This is a genomic window from uncultured Sphingorhabdus sp., assembly GCF_937872355.1.
GTDB lineage: Bacteria > Pseudomonadota > Alphaproteobacteria > Sphingomonadales > Sphingomonadaceae > Sphingorhabdus_B.
The window spans coordinates 1-20094 of record NZ_CALMSV010000190.1 but is presented as its reverse complement, the minus strand read 5'-3'; the positions used below and the strand labels follow the sequence as shown (position 1 = coordinate 20094).

Below are 20094 nucleotides of genomic sequence, written 5' to 3'. Positions count from 1 at the left end.
AAGAAGAAGGAGGGAATGAGCCCGAGTAGCGCTGCGCCGTAAAGCACCCAGCGTACGCTTTCATCACCTGCCATGGGCCTGATGCCGTCCGACAGCATTCCGAAAAATAGCGGCCCCAGGCCCAATCCAATCAGATTTTGTGCGAACAGCAAAACGGCTGACGCCATTGCGCGGGCGCGAAGCGGCACAAGACCCTGTGCGCAACTGTATGCCGGGCCGACATACATGGAATTCAGGAAAGTCGGCGTCATAATCAAAATGAGCGCGTACCACCAATTCTCAACCCAATAGGCACTTATCGCAATGGGGATAGCAACCAGCATGCCAATTGCAGGAGCCGTCAACACGTGGCGACGATTCACTTTGCCATATTTGTCCGCGAACCAGCCCCCGGCAAAGGTTCCGATGATGCCGGCAATTCCGCCGCCAATACCGAACCAAAAGCCGACCTCTCCTGGTGAAAGCTCGTGCGTCCGCTGGAAGAAGATGGTCGTCCAGGTGGCTTTACCGTAGCTAAGAAAAGCGGCCATCGCGCCGCCGATTGCCAACATGATGAATGCACGGGAAGCCAATATTTCCTTGAAGGACTCGGCTGTGGAAATTGCAGGCTTTGGTTCCGCTGCCTTGAGATGCGCAGACATGCGCGGGTCGCGCAGAACAAAAAACACAATTGCGGCCAGTGCGATTCCAGGGAGACCGGCCACCAGAAAGGCTGCACGCCAGCCATAGGCATCGGCGATCATTCCGCCGATCACCATTCCAAGCAATGATCCTATCGGAATACCGAGCGAGTAGAAGGATATGGCCGATGCGCGTTTCTCGGGCGGTGCGAGGTCTGCAATCAACGAGTGCGCTGCCGGCGTGCACCCTGCCTCCCCTACACCCACGCCGATACGTGCCAGCAATAGTTGGACGAAATTCTGCGCCGTCCCGCACAACGCCGTCATCCCCGACCAGATGATCAGAGATACCGATATCAGCCCAACCCGGTTGGTTTTTGGCCGGTCCGCATAACGGGCAATCGGTATGCCAAGGAAAGTGTAGAAAGCAGCAAAGGCAATACCCGTCATCAGGCCGATTTGCGTATCGCTGAGCCCCAGATCGCGGCTAATCGGTTCAGCCAATATGTTGACGATCTGGCGATCCAGAAAATTGAAGATGTAGACAATTAGCAAAACCCAGAGGGTCAAACGCAACGAATTGGGCGATTTCGGCAGGTCAGCCTTTGCTGCTTCTGTCGTCAACATCTCTCTCCTCAATAAAGGAGATAGCGTTGCCTCTCCTCTCCCCAACTGTCTTCGTCTGCCTTTGCAGAGAGGTCAAGGTCAGACGGCATGGCAGCCAGATCATCCACCCATTCGCGCAACAACGAACCTCCGTTGATCACATCAATCGCCAGCACATCATTGGTATATTCATATTTGAATTCGGTGCCGCGCCATAGCTGGTAATCGGGATACAGTCGGCGAATGGCCTTGAAGGCCAGCGCCTGCAGCCGCCAGGGCTGGAAGTCGTCATGATTGTAAAAGCCGCCCTCCGCATGGATGTGCACGCCGTGGCACATTGATCCGGCATGCTTATGGAAAGTCGGTTCAAACCAGACCTCGCGCATCTTGCATCCGCGCAGCCATTTGGGTGCCAGACGTTCCATTTCCGCCATAACCAGGCGGGCATCGATATCTGGCGCGCCAAAAAGCTCGAGCGGACGCGTCGTCCCCCTGCCCTCGCTCAATGTCGCGCCTTCGAGCATCACCGTACCTGCATAGGCCCGCGCCATGTTGAGGTTGGCCGCATTGGGGCTGGGGTTAATCCAGATTCGCTCATCGGAAGGCCAGCCAAAGCCCTGCCCTTTGTTCGGTTCATAGCCTTGCATCTCAACAACACGATAATCGACGTTCAGCTTGAAATGGTCGATGAACCAATGGCCGAGTTCGCCCAGCGTTAGGCCGTGCCGCATCGGGATTGGCCCTGCACCCACAAAGCTCTCCCAACCTTCGCGCAGCGTCAGCCCTTCAATAGGGCGGCCAGCGGGATTGGGCCGATCAAGAACCCAAACTGTTTTGCCATGCGCGGCCGCCTCTTCGAGTATGTACAGCAAAGTCGTAATGAAGGTGTAGATCCGGCAGCCCAGATCCTGCAGGTCGACCAGCACGATATCGAATGTCGACATCATCTGGCCGGTCGGACGCCGTACTTCGCCATACAGGCTGAACACAGGAATGTTATATACTGGATCAGTATAGTCATCGGATTCGACCATATTGTCCTGCTTGTCACCTTTCAGCCCATGTTGCGGGCCGAATGCGGCGGATATATTGATGTCTCCCGTCGCGATCAGCGCGTCGAGCGAGTGCTGCAGCCCCGCAGTCACCGAAGCCGGATGTGCGACCAACGCAACGCGTTTACCCGCCAATTCGCGGCGCAGCTCGGGTTCGGAAAGCAGGCGGTCGATACCGAATTTAATCATGGCTCGGCTCGTGCCGGAAGATGCAATGTAAAGCAATCGGGATGATGGAAATCAGGTGCGCCTGTTGGATGCGCGAGCGACCAGTAAGATTTGGTGCCATCCCGTTCCTCAATCACGGCCGTGATAGCCAACAATAAGTCCTTGTCCGCAAATGCGTGAGGCAGTTCGAATGTCGCTTCCAGCGCAAAGTGACTTTGGCTGGTATCGTTGCCTAGTCCCGGCGCAATCGGCATGGGCAAGTCTGCCATGGCCTCACGATAGCTTACAAAATTATACGCCGCCCATTCACTCGAAGGCGCGAAGTTGAATTCAAGATAGCTGGAACTGCCAGCTTCCATCACAAATGCTTCGAAGCATGTTGTTTTCCATAGACCATCGCGTCGCTGAGCCTCTCGCGCAAATCCGAGTTCCAACGCATCAACCGGCGCTTCGACATGATAGCGAACCCAGATCCGGTCATTTTCGTGCCGTTCGACCTCGACAGTAATCTCGTCGACGGTTTTGGCCGGTGTATCCGGGTGACATTTCATAGAATGCTTGGCCAAGCGCGAAACTCCATGCTAGGCGGCCCCGAAATCCAACCAGAGACCGACATGAGCCAGTATAAATCCGATCTCCTGCGCCTACTCGATAGTCGCGGCTATATCCACCAGCTAACCGATGCCGAAGGGCTCGATGCGCTTGCGGCCAAGCAGATTGTTCCTGCCTATATCGGTTTTGATGCAACCGCACCGTCCTTGCATGTCGGCTCGCTGGTGCAAATCATGATGCTGCGCCGCTTGCAGCAGACCGGACACAAGCCAGTCGTTCTGATGGGCGGCGGAACGACGCGGATCGGCGACCCCACAGGCCGCGACGAAAGCCGCAAGATGCTTAGCGACGAAACGATCGAAGCGAACATCGCCTCGATACGAACGATCTTTGATCGCTTTCTGAAGTTTGGCGATGGCCCGACCGATGCGGTCATGGTCAACAACCATGATTGGTTGGGCAAGTTGGGTTATATCGAAATGCTCCAAAAGGTCGGCACGCATTTCACCATCAACCGGATGCTTTCGTTTGATTCGGTCAAATTGCGTCTCGATCGCGAACAGCCGATGACCTTCCTAGAATTCAACTATATGATCCTGCAGGGCTATGATTTCCGTCATTTGGCGCAGGAAATGGGCGTCCGCCTGCAAATGGGCGGATCAGACCAGTGGGGCAACATCGTCAACGGCATTGAACTTTCGCGCCGAATGGATGCGTTGGAAGTTTATGGCCTTACGACACCGCTGCTGGCCACCGCCGATGGCGCAAAGATGGGCAAGACAGCGAAAGGCGCGGTCTGGCTGAATGGTGATCAATTGCCTGCCTACGATTACTGGCAATTCTGGCGCAACACGCAAGATGCCGATGTCGGTCGCTTCCTGCGATTGTTCACCGACATTGATCTTGAGGAAATCAGCCGGCTCGAAAGGCTTGAAGGAGCGGAAATAAACGAGGCGAAGAAGGTCTTGGCCGATGCTGCGACCACGATGGCTCATGGCGCGGAGGCCGCAATTTCTGCCGCGGAGACGGCGCGCAAAACTTTTGAGGAAGGGGCAGGCGGAGAAGCGTTGCCCTCTATTTCGGTTACCGAATCGTCCATTTCTTTAGTCGATGCAATGGTTGCACTAGGCCTTTCTACTTCGAAAAAAGAGGCGCGCAGGCTGATTTCGGGTGGCGGCGCGCGTCTTGATGGAGAGCCTGTTGCCGACGAAAACGCAATGATTTCAAAGACAGTGGAGCCGGTCCGCGTTTCCGCAGGAAAAAAGAAACACGGATTGGTCGACTTCGGATAATCGGGTAAAAATTCTTGCGGCGAGATTTTACCATTTTTTCGTAAAAGCGTGTCACACCGGTCCTGCGACCCTCGTCGAAACAGGACAGTTTGAACATGGCACAACCGGCTATTGATGAAAATTACGACATGCGTCGGGCAGCCCGTCATCGGGCCAGCTATGATGTGCTTGCGGATAGCAAGAAGCATGGCGAGCAGAAACTGCATATCGCCAATATCTCGGCGCACGGTTTCATGATCGACAATAACAAAGTGTTCGAACATGGCGATCGCATCGAACTTCGCCTGCCTGTAATCGGGCGAATTGAAGCGCACCTGATCTGGTCGGTCGATGGCCGAGCTGGATTTCAGTTTGAACGGGTGGTCCGCTTGCCTGATTTCATGGCACTTATTGACGTTGTTGGACCTAAAAACCGCTAACCCCCCCGCAGCGTTGCCAATCCGGCATCTCGCTCAAACAAGTATAACGCTATACGGGCCGCTACACCGCGTGGTCCGTCAAGCCCGCCATCGCGATCTATCAACAACCGGGCATCGGCCGAAGCCGCGCCGATTAGCTCGCGAACCTGTTCGTCCGTAGCCACACGGAACGGACTATCCCCGGATTGCCGCGTTCCCAGCAGCTCGCCTGCTCCGCGGAGTTTAAGATCTTCTTCGGCAATCCGAAACCCGTCATTAGTTTCACGCATCAGAGCAAGGCGCGCTCTGGCGGTTTCGCTCACCTGTGCTGAACGAACAAGGATGCAAGACGATTTCTCGCTTCCACGCCCGACACGACCACGCAGTTGGTGCAACTGCGCCAAGCCGAAACGATCGGCTGCCTCGACGATCATCAGGCTGGCATTCGGTACATCCACACCGACTTCGATGACGGTGGTAGCCACTAAAAGCCGGGTTCTGCCAACGGCAAAGCCTTCCATTACGGCATCTTTTTCAGCGCCTTTCATCCGCCCGTGAACCAAGGCAACCTGATCGCCAAAGCGCAGCCTCAACATGGATGCCCGTTGTTCGGCTGCAGCGAGTTCACTGCGTTCGCTTTCCTCAACCAGAGGGCACACCCAGAATGCCTGCTTTCCGCTCGCCAGATGCCGCGCGACGCCATCGATCAGTTCGGGCAGGCGTTCTTCCGATATCACACGCGTTTCAACTGGCGTACGTCCCGGCGGCATTTCGTCGATCGCCGACACGTCCATTTCGCCATAGCAGGCAAGTGCAAGGCTGCGGGGGATTGGGGTTGCTGTCATCACCAGCAAATGCGGTACGCCCTGCCCTTTGCGCGACAGCATCAAGCGCTGGCTGACACCAAATCGGTGCTGTTCATCAATAATCGCTAGCGCCAGCGCCTTATAGGTCACGGCTTCCTGAAAAATCGCATGGGTTCCGACAAGGATATCTATCGATCCATCCGCGAGCCCCATCAATACCGATTCACGTACCCGCCCCTTCTCGCGTCCTGTCAGGATCGCAACATTCACCGGCAACCCCGCGAGCGAGGCCTGAAGGCTCGCCAGATGCTGCCGCGCCAGTATTTCCGTAGGTGCCAACATTGCACCTTGTTTTCCGGCCTCAACCGCACGCAACAAGGCATGTAGAGCCACCATCGTCTTTCCGGATCCGACATCGCCTTGCAATAGGCGCAACATCGGCCGCGTTTGCTGCAGATCTCCTTCGATTTCCGCAATCACCCGTCTTTGCGCGCCCGTCAGCGCGAAAGGCAGGCGCAACTGGGATATCAGCCTGCCATCCCCATGGATTTGGGGACCGCGTCGGCGATCAAGAGATGCTCGGACGAGCCGCATCGCCAATTGATTGGCGAATAACTCGTGATAAGCGAGCCGGTCCCGGGCGGATTTTTCATCTTTGTGATGGACGATTGAAACCGACTGGCTCCAACCAGTCCATTTGCGATCAGCGAGCAATGATGGTTCAATCCATTCGGAAAGCTCTGGCAATCTCTCCAGTCCCTGCTGAACCAGTCCATGGAGACGATTACTCGTAATCCCCTCGGACAGCGGATAAACGGGCTCGATCAGCGCGACTGGCCTAGCCTCGACTGCAGACGAAATATGATCGGGATGCACGATTTGCAGTTCATCACCATAGCGCTCCAGTTTGCCCGAAACGATGCGCATTTCTCCGACAGGCAACTGTTTCTTGGCCCAGGAACCGGTTCGTCCAAAAAAGGTCAAAGTGAGATAATTGCCCTCACCATCCACACCATGAATGCGTAACGGGCTCCGCGCACTTCCTCCCGACCGGTGGCTCGCTATAACCAGTGTGACGATGATGTTCTGGCCGACATCTGCCACATCTACCGTTTTGACTGCCTTGCGATAGGTCCATCCGGTTGGGAAATGATACAGCAGGTCTTTGACACGTTTTAACCCTAGCCGGTCCAACGGACGCGCAATCCCCGGCCCTACGCCTTTCAGCGATTCAACTTCAGCAAATAACGGATTGAGAATATCGGGCCGCATGACTAGGGGCACTATAAAGGCCGCTGGCCATCATTCCACTATCTTCGAGACAAAACATGGACCGGGCATCCTATCTTCGCAAACTGCATTTTCGTGCCCACCATCGTGGCACGCGAGAGGCCGATGCAATCGTTGGCGGCTTCTTCGACAATTATCATGCCCAATGGACCGATGCGGATTTCAGCTGGTTTGAAGCCTTGTTGGAGGAGCAAGACGTCGACATCATGGGCTGGGCGATGCGTACCCTGCCCGTTCCCGCCAAATGGGAAGGCCCGATGCTCGATCTGCTCATGCGCCTAGACTATATTTCGTTACCGTCCGGACTGACCAAGGCCGACTGACGGAATGACCGACCTGCAACGCATCTTGAAGGCGGATCGCCCGCTGACGCTCGCGTCGGTGCCTGCAGGGTTCACACCTTTGCTGGTGGCCGATCTTGCGCGCGGGACCAAGGGTGCCACGCTTTATATCGCGCCAGATGACGCGGCGATGCGCTCACTGGCAGACACGATTCCCTTTTTCGCGCCCGAACTGGAAATTCTGCAATTCCCTGCCTGGGACTGCCTGCCCTATGACCGCGCCTCGCCATCGACGGTTATCACCAGCCAACGCATGGCGACTCTCAACGCATTACAGCACCCAACCAAATCCAATCGCATATTGCTGACCACAATCGGGGCAATGGTCCAGCGCGTCATTACGCCGTTCCGCATTCGCCAAACGGGAGCAATCCTGGCCTCTGGTGTATCTATAAACCGCGAAAAGCTCGCAGGCCTGCTGCAGGCCAATGGCTACTTCCGGGTTGATACAGTTGCCGAGGCGGGCGAATTTGCCATTCGTGGCAGCCTTGTCGACTTGATCCCGGCAGGCAGTGAAGACGGCCTGCGGCTCGACTTTTTCGGCGACGAAATCGAAACAATCCGCCGCTTCTCTCCGCAAGACCAGAGGAGTATCGGCACAGTCGACCGGTTTGCGCTTTTGCCTGCCGTCGAAACACTGATGGACGAGGATGCGGTTCGCCGATTCCGCACACAATATCGTGACCTGTTTGGGACCACAGCTACCGGTGATCCGCTGTACCAGGCAGTATCGGAGGGGCGCCGACTGGCCGGGTTGGACCATTGGTTGCCTTTGTTCGAGGAGCGAATGGTCACTTTGCTTGATCATCTCGACAGCGACACGCTTATCCTTCGCGATCAAGCAGCACTCGCAGCCGGTGAGGCGCGATTTGAGGCGATTGCCGATTATCACGCCAACCGCGAAAAGGCGCAGTCCGCAAGCCCCGGCAGCTATCGACCGCTGGCCCCTGAAAAACTGTATCTGGCCAGCGAAGAGCTCGAAGCGTTGCTCAAAGCGCATAACTGCCATCTTCTGACGCCCTTTGCCGCACCAGACGCCGCGAACACCATCGATTTCGGTATTTCAGCAGGCCGCGATTTTGCGCCTGAGCGGGCGCGCAAGGATAATGTCTATGAGGCGGTGTCTGCCTATTTGAAGGACAGCATCCGCGCTGGCCAAAAAGCCATCGTCGCCAGTTATTCGGCGGGCGCGCGAGAGCGCCTTAAAGGCCTGCTGTCCGATCATGGCGCACCTAAATTGGTGGAAGCCGATGGCTGGCAGACCGCATTGGGGGCAGCAGCGGGTAAATCGGCGGCGATGGTGGTTCTGCCTATCGACCACGGCTTTTCATCGCCCGACGTAGCGCTGGTTTCCGAACAGGACATATTGGGCGACCGCCTCGTCCGCCGTCGCAAAAACAAGAAGAGCGCCGATGCTTTCCTTGCCGAGATGGCTGCGCTCACGCCCGGCGATCTGATTGTCCATGTCGAACATGGTATCGGGCGCTACGAAGGGCTGGCATCCATACCGGTTGGCCAGAGCCCGCACGATTGCGTCGCATTGACCTATGCAGGCGGTGACCGACTCTATGTTCCGGTCGAGAATATCGATGTCCTCTCGCGCTACGGCAATTCGGACGGGGCTGTCACGCTCGACAAATTGGGCGGTGAGGCGTGGCAACGGCGCAAAGCCAAGCTTAAAGAACGCATCACCGCAATTGCGCATGAGCTGATCCGCACGGCAGCCGAACGCGCGCTGCGGCCAGGAGCGCTGATAGAGGTGGAAGACGCGGGCTATGCTGCCTTTGTCGACCGTTTCCCATATGCCGAAACGGACGATCAGGAACGAGTTATCGCCGAAGTGCTGGAAGATCTGTCGAGTGGCAAACCGATGGACAGGCTAGTCTGCGGCGATGTTGGTTTCGGAAAAACAGAAGTTGCCATGCGTGCCGCATTTGCCGCGGCGATGGCAGGTTATCAGGTCGCGGTAATCGCCCCCACTACGCTACTAGCGCGACAGCATTATACCAATTTTGTCGAACGCTTCGCCGATACGCCCGTAAAACTCGGACGGTTATCCCGGCTGGTTCCATCTGCTGAAGCGACACGCACGCGCGAAGGCCTGACGGATGGTTCAGTCGACATCGTCATCGGGACCCACGCCGTTCTCGCAAAGTCGATCAAATTTCGGAAACTCGGTCTGGTTATTGTCGATGAAGAGCAGCGCTTCGGGGTGAATCACAAAGAGCAGCTCAAGGCGCTGAAGACCGACGTTCATATGCTGACGCTGACGGCAACACCGATCCCCCGCACCTTGCAGATGGCGATGTCGGGCTTGCGCGAATTGTCGGTTATCCAGACGCCACCGGTCGACCGTCTAGCGGTGCGAACCTACGTCATGCCTTGGGACGAAGTGGTAATCCGTGAGGCTTTACTGCGTGAGCATTATCGCGGCGGGCAAAGCTTCTTCGTCGTTCCCCGCATCTCCGACCTTGCCGAGATCGAAGAGTATCTGCGTGACCATGTTCCGGAAGTGAAGTTCGTCACGGCGCATGGCCAAATGGCTGCTGGGGAGATCGAGGAGCGGATGACTGCATTTTACGACAAGCGATACGATGTGCTGTTGTCGACCACGATCATTGAAAGCGGACTCGATATTCCCAGCGCCAATACGCTGATCGTCCATCGCGCGGACCGGTTCGGCCTTGCGCAATTGTACCAGCTTCGCGGCCGCGTAGGTCGCTCTAAAGCAAGAGCCTATGCTTATTTAACCCAGCCCGCCGATCGGGTGCTCAGCGAGAATGCAGAAAAGCGGCTCAAAGTGCTCAGCGACCTTGATACACTGGGCGCCGGGTTCCAGCTGGCCAGCCACGACCTAGACATAAGGGGCGCGGGCAATCTGGTTGGCGACGAACAGTCCGGACATATCCGCGAAGTCGGCTTCGAACTTTACCAGTCGATGCTCGAAGAAGCTGTGGTCGCCGTTCGCGCTCAGGCGCACGGTCTAGCCAAACCGCGTGACAGCTTCTCGCCGCAAATCACCGTTGATGCGCCGATCCTGATTCCGGACGACTATGTGCCCGATCTGTCAGTGCGCATGGCTCTATACCGACGTCTCAATGATCTGGATGAAGCACAGGATATTGAAGGTTTTGCTGCCGAAATGGCCGACCGTTTCGGCCCGATACCAGAGCCTACTCAAAATCTGCTCAAGCTTATTGAAATCAAGCAGAACGCGCTGACCGCACAAGTTGCCAAGATCGAAGTCGGACCTCGTGGGGCGCTGGTCAGCTTCCACGAAGACCGGCCACCAAACGTGTCAGGCCTTCTCGCTTATGTCGAAAGACTCGGAGCCACGGCGAAGCTCAGGCCGGACAGCAAGCTGGTGATCAACCGGAATTGGCCTGATCCGGCAAGCAAGCTCAACGGCTGCCTCCAGCTCTCCAAAGGCCTTGCCGGTCTGGCCCGCAAAGCCGGGTAATCCGTACTACTGATGTATGAGTTCAAGAAACTGCTCAGCCGTTAAAGGCGGCGAACGCAAATATCCCTGAAAATAGTCGCAGCCTTCTGAGCGCAGTAATTCAAGTTCGCTGTCTTTCTCAACACCCTCGGCGATGATCCGCAGCCCCAACGCCTTGCCCAGCGCAATGACCGCGCGCAGCACAATCAGGTCACGCGGATTACCGCTGATATCGGCCGTCATGCCTTTATCGATCTTGAGATAATCCAGCGGCAGACTCTTGAGATAGGCAAGGCTGGAATAGCCTGTACCAAAATCGTCGATAGCAACACCAATGCCTTTCGCGCGCAACATTTCAAGTTGGGAAAGCGCAAGATCGAAGTCGCGAATGATGCTCTCTTCGGTCAACTCGACCGTCAGACGATTAAACGGAAAACCTGCATCTTCCAATATAGCGAGCAACCGTGTGGCATGATCATCGGCGAGTTCTTCAGCACCAAGATTGATCGAAAGATGCACCGAATCCGGCCATTGCGTCGCATATCCCACAGCTTGTTTCTGTATCGCAAAAGACAGTTCTTCACGCAGATCGCAACGGTCAGCGGCGGCGAACAATTCCTCAGCACCAATCTGGCCAAAGTCGGGATGGGTCCAACGTGCAAGCGCCTCGGCCCCGACCAACTTTTCCGTATCAACCTCAAACTGCGGCTGAAAATAGATCGCGATTTCCTGTTGCTTCAGGGCCTGACGAAGGCCTTTATCCAAACGTGAATTTCGCTGGGTGTCGACGTTAGTAACACTGTCGGCAAAGCGATATTTCCTGCCCTTGTGTGAATAAGCTGCCGATAAGGCACTTGATGCCGCAGCCAGCAATTGGGTGCCCGACTGGCCCGGTCTGGACAGCGCTATTCCTATCCGTGGGCTAATATGCAGTTCGCCGTCACGGTGCTGTAATGGCGATTCAAGTTGCCCCAGCAGTTTGCGGGCTACCTGCTCTGCCTCAGCTTGTCCGCAGGCACCTGCAATGATCAGAAACTCCCTGCCCGGCAAGCGCGCGGTCAGGATCGCGCCCGAAATTGACGGGGCAAAACCAGCTATCCTTTTTCCGATTTCAGCAATAACGGCATTGCCCGTTTCCCGGCCATGCAGGTCATTGACCTGCTTCAAATCGCGGATACCAACCAACAACAGCAAGGCTCCGCGCGAAGCACTAGCCTCGAACGCGGATAGCCATAGCTGTGCATCGCGTGCAGGCGAAATCTTCTTCGCTGGCATTGCTGTTACCGAATCCATCTCACCAGAATATCCGAAAAGCCTTTCCCAACCGTTGCCAGCAGCGAACAAGACAGATAGGTCAGGCGCATAATGCAAGATAATTTCGGACGAACAATAGACTATCTCCGAATTTCGGTGACCGACCGGTGCAATTTCCGGTGTACATATTGCATGCCAGAACAACAGACATTCCTGCCGCGAACTGATCTGCTCGATTACACGGAAATCGCCTTAATTGCTGGGCGTTTTATTAGACACGGCATCCGGAAAATACGCCTTACCGGCGGGGAACCTCTGGCACGGCGCGATGTAGATGTCCTGATTCAGGAACTCGGCCGACATGTACAATCTGGGGCGCTCGACGAACTAACATTGACCACCAATGGCAGCCGACTCTCCTATTTCGCGCCCATTTTGAGAGAATCGGGTGTGCGCCGCATCAATGTCAGCCTCGACAGTCTTGTCCCGGCTAAATTCAATGCCGTCACTCGCGGCGGTGACCTTGACCAGATTCTGAACGGGATTGAGGTCGCTAAAACCAGTGGACTGGGCATACGGATAAATATGGTCGCACTGAAAGGCGTGAATGACGATGAAATTGCGCCGATGGCGAAATATTGCGCCACCAATGGCTTCGATCTCGCATTGATCGAAACGATGCCGCTGGGAGATGGCGTATCGGGGCGCACCGGACAGTTCATTCCGCTCGATGACTTTATCCGTCCTCTTCTGGAAAAAGGAACTTTGACGCCGCTCGACCATCGTACGGCAGGGCCTGCACGCTATTACCAGTTGGAACCACTGCACCTACGGCTCGGGTTGATCACGCCAATGACCCATAATTTCTGCGGTGATTGCAACCGGTTGCGTCTCGCCAGCGACGGGAAAGTGCATATGTGCCTGGGTTCGGAGTTCCATGTGGATTTTCGCGATGCCATTCGCAGCGGCGGCATGGAAGCAGTCGACCGGCTTCTTCAAAAAGCTTTACGCCTGAAACCTGAGCGACATGATTTCGAGCGGCAAATGGAGGACAAAGATTTGCGCCTGCACCGTCACATGAATGCGACTGGCGGATGAGCCGTTTCTCAAAGCTTGCCCTACTCGCCTCACCCGGCGAACCCGCCCGCAAGGCAGAAAGGCAGTTGCGTGAAATCCATGAATTCGTCCCCATAGAAGAAGCAGATGCAGTGATTGCGTTGGGCGGTGACGGATTCCTTTTACAATTGCTTCATCGTCTTTTGGAGCAGCGCCGCGATTTACCCACTTACGGCATGAATCTGGGCACAATCGGCTTCCTGATGAACAGTTGGAACCCCGACGACCTGCTCAATCGTCTGGACCGCGCAAAAAGCATTACTGTGACGCCTTTAATGGCAACGATTGAGGCAACATCGGGCCAACGTTTCACGCTGCCCGCGATCAACGAAGTTTCATTGCTTCGCGAAACGCGGCAAGCGGCAAAGCTGCAAATAGATGTGAATGGTCGCACAGTTATCGATGAACTCATCTGCGATGGTGTTCTGGTTGCGACGCCGGTCGGATCAACCGCTTACAACCTTTCGGCCAACGGCCCGATCCTGCCGCTCGACAGCTCTCTGCTGGCTTTGACGCCCATAAGCCCCTTCCGCCCACGCCGCTGGAAAGGGGCAATCCTACCCGACCGCTATGTCGTCAAGCTTACGATATTGGAAAGTTCAAAACGCCCGGTAAGCGCTGTCGCCGACCAACGCGAAATCCGCGATATATTGTCAGTGGAGGTTGCGCTGGACCGCAACCGTTCGCTTACTTTGTTGTTCGATCCCGAACATGCACTCGATGATCGCATCGCGATGGAACAATTTATCACCTGACCACTTGCTTTTTGTTTCAGGCCAAGCCATAGGCGCGCCTGCCCGATGTCATCGGGCTGCTCCCCGGTAGCTCAGCGGTAGAGCAATCGGCTGTTAACCGATTGGTCGGCGGTTCGAATCCGTCCCGGGGAGCCAGATTTTCTCCTGATAAATCAAAGCGCCTGCAACAACAGACGGATTGCGGCATAGCCCACCAGCAGCGCAGTCATCCGCCGCAGCAAAACAGGCGAAAATAGCCGGATTCCGATATGGCTGCCAATCTGGCCTCCGATAAGCACCGCCAGCAGTAAAGGCCAATACGCAGCGGACGAATCGGTGACAGCACCAACGCCACCCTTAAGCAACTGACCGCCTAGGCCGGCAATCGAATTGGTAAGGATGTAGAGAGAGGCGAATGCAGCGATTCGCTTCGCTTCTGCCCAGCGGATGAGGTGAAGCACCGGCGCCATGAATATGCCGCCACCGATGCCGGATAGTCCTGCCAACAGGCCAACCAGACCTGAAAGGGCCAATGTGGCAGGTAGTGTCAACTTGACCTCAGGCAAGGGCTCCTGGGGCAGCAATAGAGCAACAGTAGAAACCAGCAGAGTAGTTCCCAATAGCAACAGGAAGGTCGCTTCCTTGAGCGGCGTTAGCCCACCCAGGAATGCGAGCGGTGCTGATACCGCCAACAGCGGCAGCACCGCTTTCCAGTCAATCAGTCCAACACGCCAGAAGCGGATCGTTCCGCCCGTTACGACAACAATGTTGCAGCATAAGGATATGACCGGAATCAGCCTTGGCTCGATCCCGGTCAATGTCAGAATTGCAGTGTAGGAAGAGCCTCCGCCAAAACCGACGGAGGCGTAAATGAGCGCGACCAGGCCAAATAGCAGGGCCAGCATCGCGCTCATGGTTCAGTCCTTAATAGGCCCCGTGACAGTGTTTGTACTTTTGCCCGGAACCACATGGGCAAGGATCATTACGGCGCAGATTGGGGTTTCCGGCAAATGGATCGCCTTCATCCGGACTATTTGGCACCTGACGCGCAGGGATAGAGGCCTTGATCAACCCGAGATCGGCACCATCCACATCATCGCTATCATCGTCCCCGGTGAGTGGATCGAAATGTGTGGTCAGGAAATCGGGCAGTTCCGGCAGGTCACCCTCGGGGATGTTGGGCTCCATCCGGAACTCGTTGGTCAGCACAGTTTTGACGATATCCTCGCGAATGGCCGACAACATCCGTTCAAACAGACCAAAGCTTTCCTGCTTATATTCGTTGATCGGATTTTTCTGCGCATAGGCGCGCAGATAGATCACCTGACGCAATGCATCGAGCGTCGCCAGATGCTCCTTCCAGTGATGATCGAGATTTTGAAGCAGAATTTGCTTTTCGATCTGCCGGAACAGTGTTGCATCAATCGAAGCGCGCTTTTCGGAAAGCTTGGCTTCAGCAGCTTCAGCAATTCGTGCCTCAACGATATCCGGTTCCATGGCTTCTTCGGTAAGCCAGCCATCAATATCGGGGTGCAGTCCGAGAATTTCACTGACTTGCTTTTTTAAGCCATCAACATCCCATTGTTCGGGATAGGTTTCAGGCGGGCAATTTTCACCGACAATGCTGTTTACCGTTTCATGCAGCATATCATCGAGAACATCGTCGACGGCTTCGGCATCCATGATGTCGCTGCGCTGCTCGTAGATCACCTTGCGCTGATCATTCATGACATTGTCATATTCAACCAACTGCTTCCGCACATCATAGTTGCGCGCCTCGACCTTGCGTTGCGCGGTTTCGATGGCCTTGGACAGCCATTTGCCACCAATCGCCTCTCCATCTTCAAGGCTGCTGTTCATCATGCGGGCGAACAGAGTTTCCGAACCAAAAATGCGCAGAAGATCGTCTTCAAGGCAGAGATAAAAGCGCGACAGGCCAGGGTCACCCTGCCGGCCAGAACGGCCACGCAGCTGGTTGTCGATGCGACGGCTTTCGTGACGCTCGGTTGCGAGTACAAACAGCCCGCCGGCTTCCAGGACCTTTGCTTTTTCGGCCTCGATTTCGGCACTGATACGCGCAATTGCTGCATCACGTTCCGGGCCTTCAGGCATCTCGCGCAGTTCGTCTTCTGTGCGAAATTCGAGGTTACCACCCAATTTGATGTCAGTGCCACGACCGGCCATGTTGGTGGCAATAGTCACGGCACCCAGACGGCCCGCTTGTGCCACGATATGCGCTTCCTGTTCGTGGAAGCGCGCGTTGAGGACGGCGTGCTCGACGCCTTCCTTGTTCAGATAATCGCTCAGCAATTCCGACTTTTCGATCGAGACGGTGCCAACCAGAACCGGTTGGCCGCGATCATTGGCTTCCTTGATCGTTTTGGCAATCGCTGCGAATTTATCTGCGGTATTCTTATAGAACTCATCATTCTCGTCGATGCGCTGCACCGGAACGTTGGTCGGGATTTCAACGACATTCAGTTTGTAGATATCGTAAAATTCCTGCGCCTCGGTCGCGGCCGTACCTGTCATCCCCGAAATCTTCGGATACATGCGGAAATAGTTCTGAAAGGTGATTGTCGCCAGCGTCTGATTTTCCGGCTTGATTGCGACACCTTCCTTGGCTTCAACTGCCTGGTGCAAGCCGTTCGACCAGCGGCGTCCATCCATCATACGACCGGTAAATTCGTCGATGATAATTACCTCATCATTTTTGACGATGTAATCAGTGTCACGCTTGAACATCGTGTTGGCCTTGAGGGCCTGATCAAGATGGTGCACCACCTGCGTATTTTCGGCATCGTACAGGTTAGATCCAACGAGCAATCCGGCTGACTCCAGCAGACGCTCGGCCTTTTCTGTACCCTCTTCGGTCAGGATGACGCTGCGCGCCTTTTCGTCCTTTTCATAATCGTCTTCATCAAGCTGCAGCACGATTTGATGCACAGCCTTATACATTTCCGATTTATCATCGGTCGGGCCTGAAATGATGAGCGGCGTACGTGCTTCGTCGATCAAGATCGAATCCACCTCGTCGACAATCGCGAAGTTGAACGGGCGCTGCACCATCTGCGCACGCTCATGTTTCATATTGTCGCGCAGATAATCAAAGCCGAGCTCGTTGTTGGTCGCATAAGTGATGTCGCAATTATAAGCCGCGCGACGTTCATTTTCCGACAGGTTGGGAACAATCACACCGGTGGTGAGCCCAAGGAAGCCATAAATCTGGCCCATCCACTCTGCGTCACGCTTGGCGAGATAGTCGTTAACGGTAACGACATGGACGCCCTTGCCTTCGATCGCGTTGAGATAAGTGGCCAGCGTGGCGACCAGCGTCTTGCCCTCACCGGTGCGCATTTCTGCGATCTCGCCGCGGTGGAGAACAATACCGCCAACCATCTGTACGTCAAAATGGCGCATTCCGGTTACCCGCTTCGACGCTTCGCGAACGGTCGCAAAGGCTTCAGGCAGGATATCATCCAGCGTCTCACCCGCTTCGAGGCGCTCGCGAAAGCGCTGTGTCTGCGCCTTCAGATCTTCATCCGAAAGAGCAGCCATCTGGTCTTCGAGTGCAGTGATTTTGGTGACGAGTTTCATCGTCTTTTTGACATAACGGTCGTTAGACGAGCCAAAAATGGACTTGGCGATGGTGCCGAGCATGAGCAAACCTTTGATAAATATGGATAGGTATCGCCTGACGAGCGCAGGCGTGTAATATAGAAATAGCGCGAATGGCTCGCGTTGCGCGCTTAAATCAGGGCGCGGTCTGCCCTTGAAACAGGGGTGCTGGCAACAAATGCCGACGCTTGGGTTGGCAGCGCCTTGGTTTCGCTAGTCAACTTATTGGGTTCGAATTCCAACCTTATCGCCACGCTTGAGTTGGCAACGGCAGCGATCGCTATCGCTTCTGCCAAATCAATTTGCGATGCGGCGCTGGTCGGCGACGTTGCTTCAACCGGACGTGCAGCCTGTGCGGCTGAAAAGCCGGTCAGCAGCGCAAGAAAGGTAAGCAGCAAATGCATTAAAGGCGTATTCCCTGTGTGCGGTGCATATAGGGTTGACTTGTACCGGCGTCCATCCCCATTGCGCCACCACATTTCTAGTAGCAAAGTCTTTATATGTCGTCACCTTCGCCACTACTAATCCCCTTCCCCGAAATGCCCGATATTGCGGGCGTGACGAAGCGTGTGGCCAAGGCGCGTTATAAGGAATGGGATCGCTGCGACCTGACTTATATCGAACTGGATGAAGGAACATCGGTTGCCGGCGTTACGACGCGCAACATCTGTTGCTCTTCTGAAGTCGAACTGTGCCGCGACAATCTGAAAACCGGCAGCGCGCGGGCGCTTGTGGTCAATGCTGGCAACAGCAATGCCTTCACCGGCTATCGCGGGCGTGAAGCTGTTGAAGCTATTACCCGCCAAGTTGCGGCACATATTGGTTGTGCGGAGAATGAGATATTCGTCTCGTCCACCGGGGTAATTGGTGTGCCGCTGCCCAAGGACAAGGCTGAGGCTGGTCTGCGCTCGGCTTTCGAAGCACCCATTTGCAGCTGGCACGATGTGGCCGATGCAATTGGCACGACTGATACCTTTGCAAAGGGTGCCAAAGCCGGTGCAATCGTCGATGGCAAACGCGTCGAAATAGTGGGCGTCATCAAAGGCAGCGGGATGATCGCGCCCGATATGGCAACGATGCTGGGATATATTTTCACGGATGCGGCAGTTGAGCCCGCCTTTCTGCAGCAATTGTTAAGCGAAGCCAATGGCTCGACCTTCAATTGCATCACCGTCGACAGCGACACCTCAACAAGCGATACCGTCCTGGCTTTCGCAACAGGCAAGGCAGGCAATCGTCCGATTGCCAGTTATGGCGATGAGGGAGCAGATGCTTTTGCATCAGCCTTGAATGACGTTTGCCGCCAACTCGCCCATCTGGTCGTGCGCGACGGGGAAGGCGCGCAGAAATTTATCGAGATCAAAGTAAGCGGAGCGGTGTCGGACGAAAGCGCCCGCCAAATCGGCCTCGCCATCGCCAACTCGCCGCTCGTCAAAACCGCTATTGCGGGCGAAGACGCCAATTGGGGCCGGGTCGTCATGGCGGTTGGCAAGGCAGGGGAGCCTGCAGACCGAGACAAGCTGTCAATCAGCTTTGGCGCAACGCAGGTCGCACGCAATGGCTTACCCGTGGACGGCTATGATGAAAGCCCGGTTTCCGCACACCTTAAAGGTCAGGAAATCCTGATTGGCGTCGATATAGGCTTGGGGTCAGGCAATGCCACCGTTTGGACGTGCGACCTGACCCATGGCTATATCAGCATCAACGCGGATTACCGCAGTTAGAGCGCTGCTTCGAGCCACCCCTTGATCGCCGCCTTGGGCGCGGCGCCAACCTTGGTATCAACAACCTGGCCATCCTTGAACAGGATCATCGTAGGAATACCGCGCACACCGAATTTGCTCGGCGTATCCGGGTGGTCGTCAATGTTGAGCTTGGCGATCGTTACCTGCTCGCCCAGTTCCTCGCTGATTTCTTCAAGGCTGGGGCCGATCATCTTGCACGGACCGCACCATTCGGCCCAGAAATCAACCAATACGGGCTTTGATGAACCCAGAACTTCGGTAGCAAAATCATTGTCGCCAACTGCTTTGGTAGCCATTGGAATATCTCCTTCTTTGTCTGCGAATGTATTGCCACGGCTTGCGAGTTGCAAGCGTACGACTCCGATAGAATTGCTTGGGGGCTTCAAACCGGCTTATGCGGCGCCAGGTCTGCTTCGTTCAATTCAACGGCAGCAGGTGCATAAGTGTACAACAGCGCCGCAGTAACCTTTTTGTCAGGAAAGATGCGCTCAATCGCAGCAGCATAATGCGCCATCTGCCTGAGTTCGGAGAGATTGACCTCAGCCGCATTTTTGGGGACGCGACGGGATGTTTTGAAGTCAACAATCCTGACCCGCTCGTCTTCGACCAACAACCGGTCGATCCGCCCGGTGATGACAGTTTCGCCAACGACTGCGGCGATGGGCACTTCTGCGCGGGCCCTTTCAGAAAAGAGCGCTTTCCAGTAGGGATCGTCTAACAACGCCTTCACCTGACCAATGATCGCCTTATGATCATGGTGTCCTTCGCGATCACGTACGGCCAACCAACGAGCGGCATCCTGTTCAAAGTGGTTCAAACGAGCAGCATCCACACGTTCGATCAGCCCGTGCACCAGTTTTCCACGCTCTGCCGCATGGCGCAGAATGGCTTCGGACGGCCTCTCCCCGACATCGCTATCGTCAAGCTGTGATGGGGCCAAGGGACGAGGCGGGCGCGCTTCAGTGGCTGCAGGTTGAAGCAACCATGCAGGCAGGTGCGGCGAGGCAATAATCGCCTCCCGACACAGTTGGGGGCCCTTCTTCGGCACCTGCCCCCGCCCGCC

17 protein-coding genes and 1 tRNA gene are annotated in these 20094 nt (G+C 55.7%); 8 read left to right on the top strand and 10 right to left on the bottom strand.

All coding sequences use genetic code 11. The features are described 5' to 3' along the window. From Q0239_RS12605 to Q0239_RS12595, 3 genes are all read right to left on the bottom strand, one after another. On the bottom strand, positions 1 to 1247 hold a 1247-nt coding region (locus tag Q0239_RS12605), incomplete at its 3' end, for an MFS transporter (RefSeq protein ID WP_298603397.1). An 8-nt stretch (positions 1248 to 1255) separates the two neighbouring features. Next, positions 1256 to 2464: a DUF1343 domain-containing protein gene (locus Q0239_RS12600; RefSeq protein WP_298603399.1), complete on the bottom strand. Its 1209-nt coding sequence runs from the start codon at positions 2462 to 2464 to the stop codon at positions 1256 to 1258. Further along, positions 2464 to 3012 (bottom strand): DOMON-like domain-containing protein, encoded by a 549-nt coding sequence (locus Q0239_RS12595; RefSeq protein ID WP_298603395.1) that lies wholly within the window; start codon positions 3010 to 3012, stop codon positions 2464 to 2466. Before Q0239_RS12595 ends, Q0239_RS12600 begins: the two co-directional genes overlap by 1 nt. Positions 3013 to 3060: 48 nt before the next feature. On the opposite strand from Q0239_RS12595, the gene tyrS reads away from it, so the two are divergent. Together tyrS and Q0239_RS12585 are read left to right on the top strand one after the other, a co-directional pair. Further along, positions 3061 to 4290, top strand: a complete 1230-nt coding sequence (gene tyrS, locus Q0239_RS12590) for a tyrosine--tRNA ligase (protein WP_298603393.1) — start codon at positions 3061 to 3063, stop codon at positions 4288 to 4290. Between the two features lie 95 nt (positions 4291 to 4385). Beyond that, positions 4386 to 4709, top strand: a complete 324-nt coding sequence (locus tag Q0239_RS12585; protein ID WP_298603391.1) for a PilZ domain-containing protein — start codon at positions 4386 to 4388, stop codon at positions 4707 to 4709. Here Q0239_RS12585 and recG read toward each other — a convergent pair. Beyond that, complete coding sequence (gene recG, locus Q0239_RS12580) at positions 4706 to 6766, bottom strand: ATP-dependent DNA helicase RecG (protein WP_298603389.1); 2061 nt, start codon at positions 6764 to 6766, stop codon at positions 4706 to 4708. The genes Q0239_RS12585 and recG overlap by 4 nt on opposite strands. 56 nt (positions 6767 to 6822) lie before the next feature. Between recG and Q0239_RS12575 the strand changes: the two genes are divergently transcribed. Beyond that, on the top strand, positions 6823 to 7107 hold the full coding sequence (locus Q0239_RS12575) for a succinate dehydrogenase assembly factor 2 (protein WP_298603388.1): 285 nt from the start codon (positions 6823 to 6825) through the stop codon (positions 7105 to 7107). 4 nt (positions 7108 to 7111) lie between these two features. Next, a complete protein-coding gene (gene mfd / locus Q0239_RS12570) occupies positions 7112 to 10585 on the top strand; it encodes a transcription-repair coupling factor (RefSeq protein WP_298603386.1) in 3474 nt (1157 codons plus the stop codon). Between the two features lie 6 nt (positions 10586 to 10591). Here the strand turns inward: mfd and Q0239_RS12565 are convergent, their stop codons facing one another. After that, the gene (locus tag Q0239_RS12565) at positions 10592 to 11857 is read right to left on the bottom strand and encodes a bifunctional diguanylate cyclase/phosphodiesterase (RefSeq protein WP_298603383.1); all 1266 of its coding nucleotides are present in this window, start codon (positions 11855 to 11857) and stop codon (positions 10592 to 10594) included. A gap of 72 nt (positions 11858 to 11929) precedes the next feature. Here Q0239_RS12565 and moaA point away from each other — a divergent pair, with 72 nt between their 5' ends. From moaA to Q0239_RS12550, 3 genes are all read left to right on the top strand, one after another. After that, on the top strand, positions 11930 to 12916 hold the full coding sequence (gene moaA, locus Q0239_RS12560; protein ID WP_298603381.1) for a GTP 3',8-cyclase MoaA: 987 nt from the start codon (positions 11930 to 11932) through the stop codon (positions 12914 to 12916). Then, the gene (locus Q0239_RS12555; RefSeq protein ID WP_298603379.1) at positions 12913 to 13689 is read left to right on the top strand and encodes an NAD kinase; all 777 of its coding nucleotides are present in this window, start codon (positions 12913 to 12915) and stop codon (positions 13687 to 13689) included. The genes moaA and Q0239_RS12555 overlap by 4 nt, the downstream gene beginning before the upstream one ends. Before the next feature lie 60 nt (positions 13690 to 13749). Then, a tRNA-Asn gene (locus tag Q0239_RS12550) sits at positions 13750 to 13824 on the top strand. Between the two features lie 17 nt (positions 13825 to 13841). On the opposite strand, the gene Q0239_RS12545 is transcribed toward Q0239_RS12550, so the two are convergent. The 3 genes from Q0239_RS12545 to Q0239_RS12535 form a co-directional block, all read right to left on the bottom strand. Then, complete coding sequence (locus tag Q0239_RS12545; protein WP_298603377.1) at positions 13842 to 14582, bottom strand: sulfite exporter TauE/SafE family protein; 741 nt, start codon at positions 14580 to 14582, stop codon at positions 13842 to 13844. A gap of 10 nt (positions 14583 to 14592) precedes the next feature. Beyond that, complete coding sequence (gene secA, locus Q0239_RS12540) at positions 14593 to 17328, bottom strand: preprotein translocase subunit SecA (RefSeq protein ID WP_298603375.1); 2736 nt, start codon at positions 17326 to 17328, stop codon at positions 14593 to 14595. A gap of 89 nt (positions 17329 to 17417) precedes the next feature. Next, a complete protein-coding gene (locus Q0239_RS12535; RefSeq protein ID WP_298603373.1) occupies positions 17418 to 17690 on the bottom strand; it encodes a hypothetical protein in 273 nt (90 codons plus the stop codon). A 96-nt stretch (positions 17691 to 17786) separates the two neighbouring features. On the opposite strand from Q0239_RS12535, the gene argJ reads away from it, so the two are divergent. Next, positions 17787 to 19010, top strand: coding sequence for a bifunctional glutamate N-acetyltransferase/amino-acid acetyltransferase ArgJ (gene argJ / locus Q0239_RS12530; RefSeq protein ID WP_298603371.1), 1224 nt, complete (start codon positions 17787 to 17789; stop codon positions 19008 to 19010). Here argJ and trxA read toward each other — a convergent pair. Further along, on the bottom strand, positions 19007 to 19327 hold the full coding sequence (gene trxA / locus Q0239_RS12525) for a thioredoxin (protein ID WP_298603369.1): 321 nt from the start codon (positions 19325 to 19327) through the stop codon (positions 19007 to 19009). The two genes, argJ and trxA, sit on opposite strands and share 4 nt — an antisense overlap. Before the next feature lie 86 nt (positions 19328 to 19413). Beyond that, on the bottom strand, positions 19414 to 20094 hold a 681-nt coding region (locus Q0239_RS12520), incomplete at its 5' end, for a PD-(D/E)XK nuclease family protein (RefSeq protein WP_298603367.1).